The organism is Archangium lansingense (assembly GCF_026626635.1).
In the GTDB taxonomy this organism is placed as follows: Bacteria; Myxococcota; Myxococcia; order Myxococcales; family Myxococcaceae; genus Archangium; species Archangium lansingense.
On the sequence record NZ_JAPNKA010000001.1, the window covers coordinates 8,519,777 to 8,532,650 of the forward strand.

Annotated in this window: 12 protein-coding genes, 1 tRNA gene and 1 pseudogene; 3 read left to right on the plus strand and 11 right to left on the minus strand. The window is 67.0% G+C overall.

Annotated features, from left to right (window positions below; translation table 11 throughout):
* Positions 1–65 precede the first annotated feature (65 nt).
* Both OV287_RS33830 and OV287_RS33835 read right to left on the minus strand, forming a co-directional pair.
* Positions 66–1,007, minus strand: coding sequence for a DUF2381 family protein (locus tag OV287_RS33830; RefSeq protein ID WP_267538171.1), 942 nt, complete (start codon positions 1,005–1,007; stop codon positions 66–68).
* A gap of 110 nt (positions 1,008–1,117) precedes the next feature.
* A complete protein-coding gene (locus tag OV287_RS33835; RefSeq protein ID WP_267538172.1) occupies positions 1,118–2,632 on the minus strand; it encodes a serine/threonine-protein kinase in 1,515 nt (504 codons plus the stop codon).
* A 376-nt stretch (positions 2,633–3,008) separates the two neighbouring features.
* Between OV287_RS33835 and OV287_RS33840 the strand changes: the two genes are divergently transcribed.
* The 3 genes from OV287_RS33840 to istB (OV287_RS33850) are packed head-to-tail and all read left to right on the plus strand — an operon-like array spanning position 3,009 to position 5,610.
* Positions 3,009–3,338 (plus strand): hypothetical protein, encoded by a 330-nt coding sequence (locus tag OV287_RS33840; protein ID WP_267535216.1) that lies wholly within the window; start codon positions 3,009–3,011, stop codon positions 3,336–3,338.
* Positions 3,339–3,347: 9 nt separating this feature from the next.
* Entirely contained in the window at positions 3,348–4,862 is a 1,515-nt protein-coding gene (gene istA, locus OV287_RS33845; RefSeq protein WP_267538173.1) for an IS21 family transposase, read from the plus strand.
* A complete protein-coding gene (gene istB / locus OV287_RS33850) occupies positions 4,843–5,610 on the plus strand; it encodes an IS21-like element helper ATPase IstB (RefSeq protein ID WP_267533277.1) in 768 nt (255 codons plus the stop codon). The genes istA (OV287_RS33845) and istB (OV287_RS33850) overlap by 20 nt, the downstream gene beginning before the upstream one ends.
* Here istB (OV287_RS33850) and OV287_RS33855 read toward each other — a convergent pair.
* From OV287_RS33855 to istA (OV287_RS33895), 9 genes and pseudogenes are all read right to left on the minus strand, one after another.
* Positions 5,534–7,417, minus strand: a complete 1,884-nt coding sequence (locus OV287_RS33855) for a sacsin N-terminal ATP-binding-like domain-containing protein (protein WP_267538174.1) — start codon at positions 7,415–7,417, stop codon at positions 5,534–5,536. The two genes, istB (OV287_RS33850) and OV287_RS33855, sit on opposite strands and share 77 nt — an antisense overlap.
* Before the next feature lie 570 nt (positions 7,418–7,987).
* Positions 7,988–8,074, minus strand: a tRNA-Sec gene (locus OV287_RS33860).
* Between the two features lie 118 nt (positions 8,075–8,192).
* Entirely contained in the window at positions 8,193–8,486 is a 294-nt protein-coding gene (locus OV287_RS33865; RefSeq protein WP_267538175.1) for a hypothetical protein, read from the minus strand.
* Complete coding sequence (locus OV287_RS33870; RefSeq protein WP_267538176.1) at positions 8,483–8,866, minus strand: DUF3969 family protein; 384 nt, start codon at positions 8,864–8,866, stop codon at positions 8,483–8,485. The genes OV287_RS33865 and OV287_RS33870 overlap by 4 nt, the downstream gene beginning before the upstream one ends.
* Positions 8,859–9,086 (minus strand): hypothetical protein, encoded by a 228-nt coding sequence (locus tag OV287_RS33875; RefSeq protein WP_267538177.1) that lies wholly within the window; start codon positions 9,084–9,086, stop codon positions 8,859–8,861. Before OV287_RS33875 ends, OV287_RS33870 begins: the two co-directional genes overlap by 8 nt.
* 54 nt (positions 9,087–9,140) lie before the next feature.
* Positions 9,141–9,458: a hypothetical protein gene (locus OV287_RS33880; protein WP_267538178.1), complete on the minus strand. Its 318-nt coding sequence runs from the start codon at positions 9,456–9,458 to the stop codon at positions 9,141–9,143.
* 24 nt (positions 9,459–9,482) lie between these two features.
* Positions 9,483–10,538, minus strand: a pseudogene (gene sitA5, locus OV287_RS33885) (SitA5 family polymorphic toxin); the annotation flags it as partial.
* A 72-nt stretch (positions 10,539–10,610) separates the two neighbouring features.
* Positions 10,611–11,378 (minus strand): IS21-like element helper ATPase IstB, encoded by a 768-nt coding sequence (gene istB / locus OV287_RS33890; protein ID WP_267537744.1) that lies wholly within the window; start codon positions 11,376–11,378, stop codon positions 10,611–10,613.
* Positions 11,359–12,873: an IS21 family transposase gene (gene istA, locus OV287_RS33895; RefSeq protein WP_267538180.1), complete on the minus strand. Its 1,515-nt coding sequence runs from the start codon at positions 12,871–12,873 to the stop codon at positions 11,359–11,361. The genes istB (OV287_RS33890) and istA (OV287_RS33895) overlap by 20 nt, the downstream gene beginning before the upstream one ends.
* Position 12,874 lies beyond the last annotated feature (1 nt).

Here is a 12,874-nt window from a genome sequence, read left to right on the forward strand (position 1 = left end):
CAAGCTACTGGGTCGGGAGCCCTTCTGAGGATGCAGCAGGTATTCTGTATTCGCGGACGCCAGAGTTAAGGGAACGTGATGTTCCCGAGGGTGACGGTTCGCGTGCGCTCCGCGTCCCACAGGATGAGGGTGTACGTACCCCGGGCTTCCTTCTCCGTGGCCAATACCTCCACCACGACACGGTCGGCCTGACGACCGCGCTCGGCTTGTGGATCAGCAGGAAGAATGGAGGCCAACGGCCAGAGCGGAAGCGGCTTCAACACTTCGCCCTTGGGACCCCGAAGTACCGCTCCCGCCGCCGTCCAGGGCGTCATGCCGGGATTCGTGAGGTATACCTCTACAGCCACCCGCTCCTTGGCGCGGTAGCTCAACACGGTGTCCTTGACGAGGGCGTTACCCTCTTTCACGGTGACGTCGCGCGACAGATCCTTGAAGAGTATGCCGCCATACCCAACCAGGCCGGAGGCGATGGCGCCCCTCAGTCCGTCTGGCACACCGCGCTCGGCACGGAGTTGCTGGACCTCAACCCGCAGGCGCTGAGCCTCATCCTGAGCTTCCTTCGCGACTTGCTGGTAGTAGGCCACTGGGCGCGACTGGCGCAGCACCTTCACCTCCTGCATGCCAAGCCCGGGATGGAGCACGAGGTCGAAGGTGGTACACGCCGGAGCGGCACCGTCCGCGAAGCACACCTCCACCTCGGAGCGTTTGCCAGCCACGAGATTGTCGCGCGGGACCAGCGTGAGCGTCTGCTGCCCCAAGGCCCAATCCTCGAACCAGTCCCGCTCCTGAATCTTCAGGGACTCCCGCTGGAGCATCGAGTCGAAGCGGAGGTTGATGGACAGGCCGGGGCTGAGACACACAACGGGTGGCTTTCCCTCGGGCGTGGCAGGCAGCTCAATGCGCGAACTCGCCGCCTCGCACTCGTCCGTGAAGGGAGCCGCAGAGACTTCGGCGGGAGCGGACAGGAGCGCCAGCGCCAGGAGGCCGGAGGGGGATGCGAGGAGCACAGGAAATCAACCTCGAAGGAGGCGCGGGGAATCGCCCCGGAAACATGGGCCTCTACCACACCTCTGCGCTCCCTGTGCCCGGCCTCCGGACACCCGAGCCCGCGCACACCCTATTCGAAGCGATCCACAGCCCGGACGTCCGCCGAGGAGAAGACCACAGCGGAATCAGGCCCGCCGTCACGCTCGATCTCGACGCCACGCTGTCCGCCGTACTGAAGCTCGAAACAGACCGAGTATGTCCTCCCGCCCAATGTCTTGGCCTGCGTGAAGCGGCCGTAGACGCGGCTCTCCCCGAAGATGAGCCGACCGGAGAGAACAGTGCCCGCGTTCAGCTTCCCCAAGGGCCGGAGCAACGAGAACGTGGTGAACTCCTTCACGGTGACGGGCTTGGAGTCTCCGACAACGGGGAAGGAGCCTTTGGCCTCATCGTCAATGTCGATGTCCAGCTCCTTCATGGTGACCAGGGCTTTGGAGGAGCAGTCCTCGGGCTTGGGCGTGGGGCGCGCCGGGGCGCCGGTGCAGGCGCCGAAGAGGGCGCAGCAGGCGGCGCCTACGCACTTCTCCACGAAACGGGCGCGCATGCCTTTGCGCTGCAGCTGAGGAGCGGGCGTCTCTTCGAGCCTCAAGCGGGAGTCTTCCTTGCGGAGCATGGTGGCAAATACGGGCGCGGGGGTGGGAGCCAAATAGAAGGCCGTGCCCACCCCAGCTTCGGGCCACTCCTGGGCACTCGCCACTTCACGGACGGCACAGGCCTGCGCAGTAGAGCCACCTCGCAGCGGCTCAGCAGGTGGTGAAGCCGCCGACGGCACCGTTGAAGGTGAGCCGGGCGCTGGGCGCGTGTGGACAACCCACGCGCCAGCGCTCGCCAGGGCCAGCGCCCCCACCGCCACCACCAAGAGCGCGGCGGGCGGGAGGGACGCCACCGCCGCAGCGCGCACCGGAAGCATGCCGAGGCTTGTGGGGAAGATGCGCGCGAGTGCCCACCGGAGGGGGCCACGCGCCTTCCGCGGAGGCGCAGGCTGTGCGAGGCCCGGCGCCCGCCGTGGAGCTGGTGCCGCCCGAGCAACAGCAGGGGCCTCTGGCACTGGCGGCGGAGACGGCAGAGCGGACTCGGGCACCGGGGGTGGCAGTCCCTCCCAGGCATGCTCCGGCGCCACTTCCGCCAAAACCGCCACCAGGGCCTCGGCTGGCGAAGCCGCGGCCTGCGCCACCTTCGCGGGGGCAGGCGGCTCGGCCACCTTCGCCGGCAGGGGGGCGGGGACGGCCCTCTCCGGCACAGGCTGCGGCTTCCGGGCGGCCTTGCGCCCACGCCGGGGACGGTCCGCCTTCCACGCGAGGCCCGCCTGCTCCTCCCCCGCCCGAGGCCCCATGCCGGGCACCTTCAACGTGGGCGTCGCGTCCGGCGCGTCCGGGTCCATCAACGGCACGTCCCAGCGCGCGTCCTTCTCCGCTGCGGCGAGGGCAGCGTCCAGGGCGCCGCACAGCTCCACGTAGTCGGGAAAGCGCGCCTCCCGCTTCTTCGCCAACATGCGCATGCACACGGCGCTCAAAGCCTGGGGCACGCGCGGGTTGCGCTCGTGAGGCGCGATGTTGATGGTCACCAGGAAGCGCAGGTTCCTGGTCATGGGTCGCCGGGAGTTGCCTGACTTCAAGACCACTCCCTGAGATGGGTGTGGCCGAGAAGTTGAGGGGGGGAGAGTGCGCCGGTGGAGTCCACGGTCGCGCGCGTCCTGAAAAGACGGAAGGCCCACCAGTAGCGGCTGGAGGGCCCTCCTTGGAGGCGCGCCCTGGTGTGCGAGAGGGGCGAGCCGGTGAGGAAGAGGTAGCGCACTCCGGGGCGCGGCGCCAGAAGCCGGCGCGCGCAGGAGTGTCGTGGAGGCGCTGCGCTTCGTGGTGTGCGGCCGGCCCGAGTGTCGGCAGGTGTTCTTCCTCTGCTCTGCGTGCGACCGTGGCCAGCGCTACTGCGGGCCGCCGTGCAGTCGAAGGGCGCGGGCGGAGTCAATGCGCGCGGCTGGTGCGCGCTACCAGCGCACCCGGGACGGACGGCACGCACATGCCGCGCGGCAGGCGGCCTGGCGGGAGCGGCGGCGAGAGAAAGTGACGCATCAGTCTCCCGCTGCCGTGGCGCGGACAGCCAGTGTGCCCGTCGCGCCGGCCCCGGCCGCCACGCAGGTGGCCGCGGAGCCGAGCGCAGCGAGGCCACTGCCGCATGCACCGCCGCCCTCCATCCCCGCCTGCACCTCGTGCGGGCGTCAGAGTCCCTTCCTGCGCCACACCACGCTTGCGCGCACCCACGTGGGCCGGCGCTTCAGGGCTGCCCGTCCGCCGTGAGGTGGGCCCATGATTTCCCCCGAACTCGCCGCCCGCATCCGCCGACTGCACTTCGCCGAGCACTGGAAGGTGGGCACCATCTGCTCCGAGCTGAGCGTGCACCACGACACCGTCCGGCGCGCCCTGACGCTCGAGCGCGTCAGCGGCACGGGGGTGAAGTCCGTCAGGCCCACGCTGCTGGATGCCTACAAGGGCTTCATCCAAGCCACCCTGGAGGCCCACCCACGCCTCACCGCCATGCGCCTCTTCCACATGGTGAAGGCGCGCGGCTACGTGGGTGGCCCGCTCCAGGTGCGCCGCTACGTGCGCACGGTGCGTCCCACCTCTCGCGCCGAGGCCTTCCTGCGCCGCAGCACGCTTGCGGGCGAGGAGGCCCAGGTGGATTGGGGACACTTCGGCACGCTGTCCGTGGGCAACACGCGCCGCCCTCTGTGCTGCTTCGTCATGGTGCTGGGCCACAGCCGCGCCCTCTACGCGCGCTTCTTCCTCGACATGACGCTGGAGAGCTTCCTCAGGGGCCACGTGCTGGCCTTCCAGGCGCTGGGGGGCGTGCCGCGCGCGCTGCTGTACGACAACTTGAAGTCCGTGGTGCTCGAGCGCGCCGGAGACGCCATCCGCTTCCACCCGCGCCTGCTGGAATTGGCTGGCCACTACCACTTCGCACCCAAGCCCTGCGCCCCCTACCGCGGCAACGAGAAGGGCAAGGTGGAGCGCACCATCCGCTACCTGCGCGACTCCTTCTTCGCCGCGCGCACCTTTAGCGGCGTGGATGACCTCAACGCGCAAGCGGCGCGGTGGGCGGCCGAGGTGGCCCACGCGCGCCAATTGCCCGGCGACGTCACCGGGCGCACCGTCGCCACGGCCCTCGAGGAGGAACGCCCGCGGCTGCTGCCCCTGCCCGCACACCCGTTTCCCACGGACGTGGTGCGCCCCGTCGCCTCCGGCAAGACGCCCTACGTGCGCTTTGACTCCAACGACTACTCCATTCCACACACCCTGGTGAAGAAGCCCCTCACCCTGGTGGCCTCCGAGACACGCGTACGCGTACTGGACGGCTCCGAGGAGGTGGCCTCCCACCCGCGCTGCTTCGAGAAGGGCCGCACCCTGGAGCAGCCCGGCCACCTCGCCGCTCTCGCCGACGCCAAGGCCCGCGCGCACGAGCTGCGCGGCCGAGACTTGCTGCGCGCCTCCTGCCAGCAGGCAGAGGGCTTCCTCGCGGCCCTCGCCCAGCGCGACCTCTCGCTGTCACACCACACTGCTCAATTGCTGAAGTTACTTACGCTCCACGGCGCACGCGCCCTGGATGAGGCCCTCGCCGAGGCCCTGCGCAAGGGGGCGGTGAGCGCCCCCGCCGTGGCCCACCTCCTGGAGCAGCGCGCTCGCCGCCAGCGTCAGCCTCCACCACTCACCGTGGTGCTGCCGGATGACCCGCGCATCGCCGCCTCCCGCACCCGCCCCCACTCCCTCGCCGACTATGACCGCCTCCTTAACAAGGACTCCGCCGATGACGACTCCACTCGCTGACCGCCTGGCCTCCCTCGGACTGCACGCCACCTCCCAGGGCCTCGCGGACCTCATCGCCCGCGCCACGAAGGCCAGATGGGGCGCTACCGAGTTGCTGGAGCACCTGGCCGACGAGGAGCAGAAGGAACGCGGCCGCAGAAGTCTCGAGCGGCGCCTGTCTCGCAGCCGCCTTGGCCGCTTCAAGCCCATGGCGGACTACGACTGGGGATGGCCCAAGAAGATTGACCGCGAGGCCGTCGAGTCCGCCTTGCGCCTGGATTTCCTGGAGCGCGCGCGCAACGTCGTCATTGTCGCCCCTCAGGGACTGGGCAAGACGATGATCGCGCAGAACATCGCCCACCAGGCCGTCCTCAAGGGGCACTCCGCTCTCTTCGTCACCGCCTCCCAGTTGCTGCTCGACCTGGGCGCCCAGGACACCAGCCGCGCACTGGACCGCCGCCTGCGCCACTACACCAGCCGCACCAGCCTGCTCGTCATCGACGAGATGGGCTACCTCGCCTACGACGCGCGCAACGCGGACCTCCTCTTTCAAGTCGTGGCGCGCAGGTATGAACAACGCTCATTGGTGATGACCACGAATCTGGCGTTTTCGGACTGGCCGACCATTTTTCCCAACGCCGCGTGCGCCACCGCGCTGATTGACCGCGTCATCCACCACGCGGACGTCCTCGCTATCGAAGGCGAGAGCTACCGCCGCCGCGAGGCCGAGGAGGCCGCGACGACCAGGAGGGCGAAGTCCAAGCGCTGAGCCTCACCTCGGACCGGGATGCCGGACCCCCGGCACACCTCCAGCGTCCCAGTCCAAATTTCCGCGTTTCCTCGTGAACGCCAACATTGATGACCTGCATGCAGAAGTTGAGCAGGTTGACCACCCACTCACGGCGGCGCAGGGCGGGATCCGCCGCCTGCTCCAGCGGGATACTCACTGGCTGCTGCACGAGCAGCCGCTCCCTCAGAATAACGGGCGTCAGATAGTTGACCTTGACGCCGGCCGCAGTGAATCCCTTCACGATGTGCCCGGGCAGAGGCGGCTCCGGGATGGGCATACCCCGCGCGCACAGCGGCTCCTGCAGCCGGGGTTGCCACTCGGCGGGTGGGGGAACGAGGTCGCCGATCCGGGCCCACGGCGCGGACGTCCCTACGCAGTGGATGACGTGCTCCTGGGCCAGGAGCGTGTAGACGTGCTTGGGGAAGAGTTGAAGCGCTTCCGGTACGGCCCGCTCGGGATCAGGGAACAGTCGGTAGAGTGTCTCCGCTGAGGCGGCGTCCACCGCCTTGGCCAACTCGGCGAGCAGGGCCGTGTACGCGGGCGCTACCGCGTGTTGCATCAGTGCCTGGTTCCAGCCGTGCCGGGCGCCATCCTTGCCCATGAGCGACACGTCCACCGTCAGGCCCTCACGCGCGGAATTCACGTCGAAGTAGCCGTTGAGATGGACTGGGAGGTCGCTATCGGCTTTGGCGAGAGGCAGTCCACAGTAGAGCTTTCCCGGGATGGCTTTTGCCACGAGCCCTCCGCCCGGTCCCTTCTCAAGTAGGGCAGCTGCGCCGGCCCACGGGATCGCCTTCTGCCCGTACTTCTGCATCTCCTCCGCCGCGGTCCTCAGCTCCCCCTTCGGATCCATGTAGAGGCCGCTCACCACATGCCAGAGCGCGGTTTGCTGGACCTTCCCCTGGGTAACCTGTACCTCGTGGAGGTAGCTCACGCGTTCAGGAACTGGGTGCGCCTCCAGGGAGAAGCGGCTCATGGCCTTCCGGACATGGCTGCGGTGAGCCTCCACTGTCTCCGCGTTGAGTGTCTGGACGCGGAGCCTCTGGTGCGGGCTCTTCCCAGGCAGGATTTCGTCCACACGGACTTCGAGGACGTGCTTCAGGAAGAGGAGCAGTTCCTCGCCCATCCGAGATAGCTGCTCGAAGAGCCGGCCGCAGTCCTCCACCGTGAACGGCTCCTGGCAGATCTTGCTCTGGTGCTCTGCCGTCCGGAGCGGCAGCCGGAAGATGGTGCCTTCGAAGGAGAGCTGCCCGGGCTTCAGTCCAGCTACCTCGAAGGGGCTCAGCAGGCCTGAATACCTCTCCCAGAGCTGAGTGGACAGTGAGTAGCCCACGGCCGAGCGACCGGTCTTGCTCCGCGGGAACCGCTCATGCGGATCAAACAGGATGAGCCGATTCCGCGAGAGCAGGCACGGGTAGTCCGTGACGTTGTAGCAGGAGTTGAACCCCAGGCCGAACCGCCCGGTCTTCGTCTCCTCGACCACCTTGTCGCTGTCGCCGATGCGCCGGATGTTGTCGAAGTCCGTCTCCTTGAAGGGCTTGTTGTTGAAGACGAGCAGCGACGGCCCCTGCAGCACGGTCATCTCCTGCGCGAGCAGGGGGCCCGTATGGGTGCGCCCATCGAGGATGATGCGGACCTGCGAGGCCTCGGCATCATCGGCGTTCTGGATGAACTCCTTCAGAATGCCGACGTTCTTCGGGTAGGTCTGGATGAGCCCACGCAGCCGGACCGTGAGGGGCTCGTACTGCCCGACGTCATCAAGCTCGACAATCTCATCCTCGGCCATACCGTGTGTTCTCTCTGCGGAAGAGGTCTTGCGCCAAGCTGGGGGGAGTGCCGCGACTTTACATCCCGCACGGTGACGCGGGAGGTCGCCCCCGCCTGACAGCAAAAGCAGATGCGGGACAGGGACCTTTGGCGGGCGGAGAACGTGCTGAGAGGCAGAGGGAGCTGCCGTGGTGCCAGAAGGGGTAAGTAGGCCGTGCCGGCCTACTGGCCGTAGACTTCACCTTGGCATACGCCTGTTCTGACTGCGTCCCATGAGGGCGACGCGGGGACATGGAAGTCTCGGCTCTAGAGTCCCGAGGACCTCTCGTGAAGTGCTGGGGTGGGGCTGAGTGAGCAGTTCTGCTCGGCAGGCGTGGATACCGCTGCCGCTCGCGGATAGCAGCAGAGGAATGAGCCACTGAGGTTGCTGCCATCAGCCAACTCGGCTGATGCGCGAGATGAGTCTGTGCGCTCGAAGTCTGTACGCAATTTGTACGTAACCGACTGAACGCCTGCGTACCCGTCCGAGCACTTGGACTCAGCGATCCATCAGCTCCAAGTGCCCGTTTTCAGAGGAGAAAAGGGTCGGTAGGACAGAGGAATCGAACCTCCCAGGGACATGTCTCCATGCCCCCCACCGGTTTTGAAGCCCCGCCGCCCGGATCGGCGGGGTCCTCGTGGGGGTCGCCTCCCCTCTGTAGCGGGGCCGGCGGTGCGTCCGTGAGGGTCCACCCGCGTCCGTTCATCTTGGGTACGATTTGGGTACGCAGCGGCTGCATGTCCCCTCGGTTCCTTCAGGAGACGAGCTTCGAGCCGATGAAGCGCAGGAGCGACGAGAGCCAGACCAGGGCGTAGGCGATGGGAGCGCGTTGGCCGGACGCGATCTTCGCCACCTCGTTCCAGTCATCGGACAACTGTCCCACCGTCAGCTCGGACTCGGGAGGAGGGGAGTACACCGAGTACAGGTGCTTCTCCTGGATGTTCCAGTAGAAGTCCTCGGTGACTTCGATCTCCGTACGGCCAGTTCGCTCCAGATGGTCGAACAGGGCATTTGCTGCCCGTCGTAGGTCGGAAAGCTGGATCCTCACGGGGCCCTCACCAGCCACTTCTCGCCAGCAAGGTCGGACGGAGCGAGATCCGTCAGGGCCTTCAGGAGTTCGGCTTCGACATCCGCGATCGCGCTGGCCAATTTGTCCGGGATGAGGTCGGCCACATCTTCAAGTTCGGTGGCCATGTGGATGGCATGACGAAGTGCGGGGTGAGCGTCGAGTTGGTCGAGTCGCGCCAGCAGGGCCGGTCCGAAGAGTCGATGGCAGGCTGCGGCCGGGCCGATCGCGCCGGTGGCCAAGGCGCGACACATGCCGAGGGCGGTCACGGCGGCGAGTCGCTGCACTTCATCCCCTCCCTTTGCACGGAGCCACAAGATTTCCTGAGAACCGGAACCATCAGGCAGGTGGTGCTCACTCATCAGGGCGTCCCAAGGTCAGATCTACTTGACCGTGCCTTGCCTGCTGTACGGCGCGCATCCAATCGTCCCAGACACCGGGATCCGCAGGCGTACCGTCTTCGAGCAGCGACATGCTGCCCAAAAAACCGCCCAGGTCGTCCGAGCCTGTCAGTTCATAGAGCATTTTAAGGTAGGCGTACATCGCCGTGTATGCTTCCTTGATCGTGATCTTGTCATCCATGCGATGCCTCGACATCAGTTTCCGAACTCGGCATCGAATGCGGCGATTGCTTCTTCAGAAGTCCTGTGGGTCGGTCCATTCAAAGTCTTCATCTCGCCAGTCCTTGCGAGAGTTCAATCTTTCACCCAGTCTCGTGATGAGATCCTGGAGAGCCTCTATTTCTGTCCGTCCGAGTCCTGCCTCCCCATCGGGGATGCCATTGGCATTTTTTACACTCACATTGGCAACTGCGAGGAAGCGCCCGGATCCTTCTTCGAGAACCTTGATCTTGTATTTGGTCCATGGAATGCCGCGCATGTCGCGAATCTCGAAGACGTTGACCACCCGCGAAATGCTCGCGGCACCATGCAGATCGATTGCCCTCCAATCCATCTGATTTCTCCCTTCTTGTTTGTCTTACCGAGACCCGAAAGATAAGATTCGCCCATCTGATGCAAGATCGATATACCGGCCGTTCTTGACATAGCGAATCACACCCTCGGTGGCGCCTTCAACTGGGAATTTTTGTGCGCCCCTCAGTCTTTGTGCGAATTCAAGGGCCTTCCGTAGATACTGTGCGACGTCTTTGGCATCAACCTCTGCTCCATGTTTGTTGAAGTGGGCCTGGAGTGACTTCGATGGAGAGTCGTAACTCCCTTCATGCCACCGCGTATTGACCTGCTCAAGGTCGTCCCCCTTCGGAGTGCCGCCACCGCTTGTGCCGCTTGATGTCATGGCCACCGCACCTGGAGCGAGGGCGATGGTGACGGTCTCGGCACTCACGGCGACCGTCTTCACTTCCCCCACCGCCGCGAGCCGGATGCCCACCTGCGTCTCGGCTTGTACGGCCGCCTGCATCGAGCCGGGCAGCTTCGGCACCTTCGCGGCCAACCCCGGCGCCGTGTTGCCGATGGCCGCCATGGCCAGCATGGCGAATGCTCGCGCCGCGTTCCTGCCCATGAGCTTGCCGTACCGCTCGCCCGCTGCGCGCAGCTCGTTGAACGAGGTGGCCCGGTCCGCCTCGTCCATCAGCCGCTTGAAGCCCACGACGAGGCCCCAGAAGGTATCGACGCCCACGTAGGAGATGAGTGTTGCGGTCATCACCGCCGCGAGGCCCTTCGAGATCGTCACATCGGGAATGGAGACGAGCACCATGTACGTGGTCCAGGTCCAAAGGACCGCCGCCACCATGGCGTGGGGGTCGGCCATGTCCTTGAACGCCTCCAGCATCTCGTCCAGGACGGCGCCCTTGGCCAGAGCCAGGGCCAAGGCGAAACGGCCATCCCCGTTGACGGTGGGGCTTTCCGTCAGCAGGCGCAGACAGTCCCCGGGCCTGCCGGTGCGCTCGCACCAGCGTAGGTAGTCGCGCGTCAACTCCGCCTCCGGTGTTGTGGACTGCCCCTCCAGGTGCTCGCCCGGCTTGAGCGGAGTGAGGCGGCGGCTGGGGGGCTCGTACGTGTGTTGGCGTTCACGAGGAAGCGCGGAAATTTGGACCGGGAAGCCGGAGGTGTGCCGGGGGTCCGGCATCCCGGTCCGAGGAGAGGCTCAGCGCTTGGACTTCGCCTTCCTGGTCGTCGCGGCCTCCTCGGCCTCGCGGCGGCGGTAGCTCTCGCCTTCGATAGCGAGGACGTCCGCGTGGTGGATGACGCGGTCAATCAGCGCGGTGGCGCACGCGGCGTTGGGAAAAATGGTCGGCCAGTCCGAAAACGCCAGATTCGTGGTCATCACCAATGAGCGTTGTTCATACCTGCGCGCCACGACTTGAAAGAGGAGGTCCGCGTTGCGCGCGTCGTAGGCGAGGTAGCCCATCTCGTCGATGACGAGCAGGCTGGTGCGGCTGGTGTAGTGGCGCAGGCGGCGGTCCAATGCGCGGCTGGTGTCCTGGGCACCCAGGTCGAGCAGCAACTGGGAGGCGGTGACGAAGAGAGCGGAGTGCCCCTTGAGGACGGCCTGGTGGGCGATGTTCTGCGCGATCATCGTCTTGCCCAGTCCCTGAGGGGCGACAATGACGACGTTGCGCGCGCGCTCCAGGAAATCCAGGCGCAAGGCGGACTCGACGGCCTCGCGGTCAATCTTCTTGGGCCATCCCCAGTCGTAGTCCGCCATGGGCTTGAAGCGGCCAAGGCGGCTGCGAGACAGGCGCCGCTCGAGACTTCTGCGGCCGCGTTCCTTCTGCTCCTCGTCGGCCAGGTGCTCCAGCATCTCGGTAGCGCCCCACCTGGCCTTGGTGGCGCGGGCGATGAGGTCCGCGAGGCCCTGGGAGGTGGCGTGCAGCCCGAGGGAGGCCAGGCGGTCAGCGAGTGGAGTCGTCATCGGCGGAGTCCTTGTTAAGGAGGCGGTCATAGTCGGCGAGGGAGTGGGGGCGGGTGCGGGAGGCGGCGATGCGCGGGTCATCCGGCAGCACCACGGTGAGTGGTGGAGGCTGACGCTGGCGGCGAGCGCGCTGCTCCAGGAGGTGGGCCACGGCGGGGGCGCTCACCGCCCCCTTGCGCAGGGCCTCGGCGAGGGCCTCATCCAGGGCACGTGCGCCGTGGAGCGTAAGTAACTTCAGCAACTGCGCCGTGTGGTGTGACAGCGAGACATCGCGCTGAGCGAGGGCAGCGAGGAAGCCCTCCGCCTGCTGGCAGGAGGCGCGCAGCAAGTCCCGGCCGCGCAGCTCGTGCGCGCGGGCCTTGGCGTCGGCGAGAGCGGCGAGGTGGCCGGGCTGCTCCAGGGTGCGGCCCTTCTCGAAGCAGCGCGGGTGGGAGGCCACCTCCTGGGAGCCGTCCAGCACGCGCACGCGTGTCTCGGAGGCCACGAGGGTGAGGGGCTTCTTCACCAGGGTGTGTGGAATGGAGTAGTCGTTGGAGTCAAAGCGCACGTAGGGCGTCTTGCCGGAGGCGACGGGGCGCACCACGTCCGTGGGAAACGGGTGTGCGGGCAGGGGCAGCAGCCGCGGGCGTTCCTCCTCGAGGGCCGTGGCGACGGTGCGCCCGGTGACGTCGCCGGGCAATTGGCGCGCGTGGGCCACCTCGGCCGCCCACCGCGCCGCTTGCGCGTTGAGGTCATCCACGCCGCTAAAGGTGCGCGCGGCGAAGAAGGAGTCGCGCAGGTAGCGGATGGTGCGCTCCACCTTGCCCTTCTCGTTGCCGCGGTAGGGGGCGCAGGGCTTGGGTGCGAAGTGGTAGTGGCCAGCCAATTCCAGCAGGCGCGGGTGGAAGCGGATGGCGTCTCCGGCGCGCTCGAGCACCACGGACTTCAAGTTGTCGTACAGCAGCGCGCGCGGCACGCCCCCCAGCGCCTGGAAGGCCAGCACGTGGCCCCTGAGGAAGCTCTCCAGCGTCATGTCGAGGAAGAAGCGCGCGTAGAGGGCGCGGCTGTGGCCCAGCACCATGACGAAGCAGCACAGAGGGCGGCGCGTGTTGCCCACGGACAGCGTGCCGAAGTGTCCCCAATCCACCTGGGCCTCCTCGCCCGCAAGCGTGCTGCGGCGCAGGAAGGCCTCGGCGCGAGAGGTGGGACGCACCGTGCGCACGTAGCGGCGCACCTGGAGCGGGCCACCCACGTAGCCGCGCGCCTTCACCATGTGGAAGAGGCGCATGGCGGTGAGGCGTGGGTGGGCCTCCAGGGTGGCTTGGATGAAGCCCTTGTAGGCATCCAGCAGCGTGGGCCTGACGGACTTCACCCCCGTGCCGCTGACGCGCTCGAGCGTCAGGGCGCGCCGGACGGTGTCGTGGTGCACGCTCAGCTCGGAGCAGATGGTGCCCACCTTCCAGTGCTCGGCGAAGTGCAGTCGGCGGATGCGGGCGGCGAGTTCGGGGGAAATCATG

What these genes read in the sequence shown, in the direction of transcription:
- OV287_RS33875 (WP_267538177.1), bottom strand. Translation starts at nt 9,086, where the DNA reads ATGGATGACAAGATCACGATCAAGGAAGCATACACGGCGATGTACGCC.
- istA (WP_267538180.1), bottom strand. Translation starts at nt 12,873, where the DNA reads ATGATTTCCCCCGAACTCGCCGCCCGCATCCGCCGACTGCACTTCGCC.
- istA (WP_267538173.1), top strand. Translation starts at nt 3,348, where the DNA reads ATGATTTCCCCCGAACTCGCCGCCCGCATCCGCCGACTGCACTTCGCC.
- OV287_RS33855 (WP_267538174.1), bottom strand. Translation starts at nt 7,417, where the DNA reads ATGGCCGAGGATGAGATTGTCGAGCTTGATGACGTCGGGCAGTACGAG.
- OV287_RS33880 (WP_267538178.1), bottom strand. Translation starts at nt 9,458, where the DNA reads ATGGATTGGAGGGCAATCGATCTGCATGGTGCCGCGAGCATTTCGCGG.
- istB (WP_267537744.1), bottom strand. Translation starts at nt 11,378, where the DNA reads ATGACGACTCCACTCGCTGACCGCCTGGCCTCCCTCGGGCTGCACGCC.
- OV287_RS33870 (WP_267538176.1), bottom strand. Translation starts at nt 8,866, where the DNA reads ATGAGTGAGCACCACCTGCCTGATGGTTCCGGTTCTCAGGAAATCTTG.
- istB (WP_267533277.1), top strand. Translation starts at nt 4,843, where the DNA reads ATGACGACTCCACTCGCTGACCGCCTGGCCTCCCTCGGACTGCACGCC.
- OV287_RS33835 (WP_267538172.1), bottom strand. Translation starts at nt 2,632, where the DNA reads ATGACCAGGAACCTGCGCTTCCTGGTGACCATCAACATCGCGCCTCAC.
- OV287_RS33840 (WP_267535216.1), top strand. Translation starts at nt 3,009, where the DNA reads ATGCGCGCGGCTGGTGCGCGCTACCAGCGCACCCGGGACGGACGGCAC.